Here is a 4,245-nt window from a genome sequence, read left to right as displayed (position 1 = left end):
GCGTAATGCACTCCATCCACTGGCTACTGCGGCATAAATCGCTATTTTGTTAGCTGAAATATTGAATTTTCAAGGAACAAGTCCCATTTGGGGTATGGGAAGTCTTAGTTATTTATTTTTCAATCTATCTTAACAACACTTTTGAATAAAAAAATAAGAAGACTTAACAGCCTCCTTATTCTTTATTATTCTATTTGATATGTAAATACATCTCTATGCTGTTCGTGCAAGATTTGCATTCGCATTTCGGGTTACTGTTCCATTACTGCCACAATAACCAACACAATATGCTGGTCCTGCATTATGAGCATTTGCCACTGCTACAGTTCCACTGCAAATACAACCTGCTTTACTTCCTTCAAAATGCGATCCTGTTTTCATTGTTTTTGTTTTTACTAATTTCATGCTTTATCTTCCTTTCCTTGTTATGATGTTCGTGCCAGATTAGCGTTTGCATTTCTAGTTACTGTTCCATTATTGCCACAATAACCAACACAATATGCTGGTCCTGCATCATGAGCATTTGCTACTGCTACAGATCCACTACAAATGCAACCCGCTTTATTTCCTTCAAAATTGGAACCTACTGCGATCTTTTTAGACTGTACTAATCTCATGTTTTCCCCTCCTTCCTCTGTAACTTTTTATTTTAAATCCTTCAAAATAGATTTAAAATTCTTATTTCGTTTCACAATGTATAGTATATACATACTTCGTATGGTTTTTTCGTCTTTTCTGTGTAGTTTTTGTGTAGAAACCTATTTTCTCATATTTGTTATTATATTCTCCTTGGCAAACAATTTCTTAATGTCATAGATGTCTTTTTGAACATTTCTTTCTTCTTTTGAAAGCATATCCTTAAAAGTAAAAGCATTTATAAAATATTCTCTTAAAGAGTTACAATTATAACCTATTGGTTCTTCCTTTAAAAACTTCAAATATCTCTTTTCTATCTCCGTTACTGGCAAATTTTCTATTTCTCTACAAATGTCTTTCCATTCTAAAATCTCTTCTATCGTTACCTTAATAAATTCCTGCTTAGGAGATAAAAATATCTTTTCTACACCAACCTTACCTACATTTTCTTTTAAAAATTCTTGTATTACATAAAGTAAATCTTCATTTATTGAATCAGCATCCGATTTTCTCTCCCTATATAAATAGTATGATGCATTACCCTGTTGATTTTTGATGACAAATCCACCTGTTTCCGCATAAGACAAAATCTTTTCTTTAATCTTCCCGTGCTCTCCACTAAGATTTGCAATCCATCCGTCTCCAATGTTCTCCAACGTTTGTGTTGATGTAATCCAAATAATACATACATTTTCTAGAAAATAAAATCTTTTGAAAAATGTTCTGATTTCGTCATTTGATATGGAACGAATCGTTTTGGGGGTTCCTATGGATAAATGGTTTTCATAATCGGTTCCATTTAATAATATACGAAAATCCGAGTTTCTATTTTTCACTTCATATGCTTTATATTCCTCAAGAATATCTGATCTTACCTTCTCAACATCTTTCATTTCTAAATACTTACCTTTTAAAATATTCTGTATGATATCTATTACACACTCTAACGATGTATCCTTTACATCAAAATAATAGGTTGTTGAATAAAAATCCGTATAGGCTGAACAAAGATACCTCTCCTCATTTTTGTCAAAAAAATTCATTTGCATATGCTCCAAAAAGTGTGCAATTCCTGCATTTTCTATACCTTCTGAAGAAGAACCTACATTGATTGTTAGTGCTATATAGTTCATTCCTTGAAGATTTTCTAGTGGACACACACATTTTGTTATTTGATTTTCACATTTTGAAAAAAAATTAATCTCTCCCAACCCAGTCACTCCTCTCTATAAGCCTCTGCTTGTATGCTATAAAGCTTTGCATATTCTCCGTCTAATTTCATCAAATCTCTGTGATTCCCTTTCTCTATAATTTTCCCGTCCTGTAAAACTAAAATTTCATCTGCTAATTTTACTGTAGAAAATCTATGTGCAATTAATATACTTGTCCTTCCTTCCATTAAACACCTAAATTGTTTATAAATCTCATATTCTGCCTTAGGATCCAATGAGGCTGTTGGTTCATCTAATACTACAAGCGGAAAATCCTTCATAAAAATTCTACTGATTGCAATTTTTTGCCATTGCCCCAGAGATAATTGGATCCCTCCACTCCATTCTCTATGTAACTGTGTATCATACTTTTCCGGCAAGGAAGAAATAAATTCTGTTGCCCCAGCTTTCTCTGCTGCACAGTAAATTTGGTCAATATTTTTCATTTCTTCTACATTTCCACATCCAATATTTTCTCTAACTGTCAATGGATATTTTACAAAATCTTGAAATACTGCCCCTATCATTGTTTGATAAGATTCTGTATCAATATCACATATATTGGCTCCATCAATTAAAATTTCCCCCTTATCTGGAACATATAACTTTAATAACAACTTAATAATAGTGGTCTTTCCAGATCCGTTCAATCCTACAATAGAATAACAGTGTTTAGCATCTATTGTGAAAGAAATACCTTTTAATATATATTTTTCTGATTCAGGATATCGAAACCATACATTTTTAAATTCTATCTTTTGAAAATTTTTATTAAACGATAACGAGTTCTCTATCCTTTCCGTTGTTTTCATGTCTAAAAATTCAAATAGGTTTTGTATATAAAGACCATCTTCAAAAATTGTGACTATTGTATTTAATATTGTCGTAGCTGAACCTCTAAAATTATCAATGGAATTTATATAAAGAGAAAAATCTCCAAGGGTTCTTTTATCTAAAATAACCTTTAAAGTAATATATATTTTAAAAAATAAGATTGCAGCCTCTTCTACCAAATCTGTCAAGGATAATTTTTTGCAGAAACTACTTCTGATTTTTTTATCTTCTTGAATATATCCATCATATTGTTTCAGTATGTGCCCCCGAAAAAAATCATGTACATGATAAATTTTCATTTCCTTTATATTTTCATAATCAGTTACAATATCTTTCAAATATGCTATAAAGCGTAATCCTTCAAATCGCTTAGTATAAATTTCATATTGTGTAACTGCCATCTTCATACTAACAATTAGTGTTGGTATGCAAATAAAAATACACAATAGCATAATTCCAACATTAAGACTTGCTAACACTGTGATGGTTCCAATCAAACTGCTAAAACTTTGAATGAAGTTTGTTAATGTCGCCAATAAACTGATGGATCTCCCTGTCGATTCTTCATTGACTTTCCTAATTTTGTCATAAATCACTGAACTGTCAAAATACTTTAAATCCGTATCTTTTACCTTTTTCAAAATCAAATCACTTGTATAACGATTTAAGTAACTTGATAAAATATTCTGTTGATAATCTTTTATTCTCATCAGTACACTCTGCAAATAATTGAATATAAAATAGAATATTAACCAAAATAAGACCGGTGCAATGTTTCCTGAAACAATTGATCGACTCATATCATCAATAAGATATTTCCAAATAACCAAAGTAAATGGGATCGTAATACCTGAAACAATACTCACTATCATTGTTTTAATAAAATTGGACTTCGAGCTATTCCATAATAACCGAACTACTCTGCTTATTATCAAAAAAAATTCTTTGCTTTTTTTGATTAAACTCTTTAATCTTTTCATAAACTTTCACTCCACTTACTTTTATAAAAGGAGACCGTACCTACTTGACAGTCTCCTTCTTTTCTTATAACATAATATTAAACCTTTTAACTCTGTTCATATATCTATTTTTATAGAATTTGCTTAGGTATTGAACAGAGTTATTTTTCTTTTCCAGACTGACACGTTCTGTTTAAAATACATCTTCTACGCAGTTCTTGCAAGATTTGCATTGGCATTTCTTGTCACCACTCCACTGTTGCCACAATATCCCACGCAATATGCCGGTCCTGCATTATGAGCATTTGCCACTGCTACAGTACCATTACAAATACATCCAGCCCTATTTCCTTCAAAGTCTGTTCCTGTTTTTGTTGTTTTTGTTTCTACTAATTTCATAATCCAATACCTCCTACTATTTTGTTTTTGCAAGATTCGCATTAGCATTTCTAGTCACTACTCCGTTGTTTCCACAGTATCCCACGCAATACGCTGGTCCTGCATAATGGGAATTTTTCACAGCTATAGTACCACTGCAAATGCAATCACCTCTGCTGCCTTCAAAGTCTGCTCCTGTCTGTAACTTTCCTGCTACGATTTTTCTC

General features: G+C 31.8%; 6 protein-coding genes. All 6 read right to left on the bottom strand.

Annotation, left to right across the window (positions count from 1 at the left end; all coding sequences use genetic code 11):
• Positions 1–213 precede the first annotated feature (213 nt).
• Entirely contained in the window at positions 214–405 is a 192-nt protein-coding gene (locus ACTQXY_RS15160; RefSeq protein ID WP_441660167.1) for a RumC family sactipeptide, read from the bottom strand.
• Between the two features lie 20 nt (positions 406–425).
• Entirely contained in the window at positions 426–617 is a 192-nt protein-coding gene (locus ACTQXY_RS15155; protein ID WP_071144058.1) for a RumC family sactipeptide, read from the bottom strand.
• Between the two features lie 141 nt (positions 618–758).
• Entirely contained in the window at positions 759–1,847 is a 1,089-nt protein-coding gene (locus ACTQXY_RS15150; RefSeq protein WP_441660166.1) for an insulinase family protein, read from the bottom strand.
• 5 nt (positions 1,848–1,852) lie between these two features.
• A complete protein-coding gene (locus ACTQXY_RS15145; protein ID WP_441660165.1) occupies positions 1,853–3,661 on the bottom strand; it encodes an ATP-binding cassette domain-containing protein in 1,809 nt (602 codons plus the stop codon).
• A 186-nt stretch (positions 3,662–3,847) separates the two neighbouring features.
• Entirely contained in the window at positions 3,848–4,039 is a 192-nt protein-coding gene (locus ACTQXY_RS15140) for a RumC family sactipeptide (protein WP_195369044.1), read from the bottom strand.
• A 16-nt stretch (positions 4,040–4,055) separates the two neighbouring features.
• On the bottom strand, positions 4,056–4,245 hold a 190-nt coding region (locus tag ACTQXY_RS15135), incomplete at its 5' end, for a RumC family sactipeptide (protein WP_441660164.1).

The sequence above is a fragment of the Faecalimonas sp. LCP19S3_D12 genome (genome assembly GCF_052121495.1).
In the GTDB taxonomy this organism is placed as follows: Bacteria; Bacillota; Clostridia; order Lachnospirales; family Lachnospiraceae; genus Faecalimonas.
Note: the sequence above shows the minus strand (reverse complement) of the source record. Positions and strands in the feature narration are given on the sequence as shown.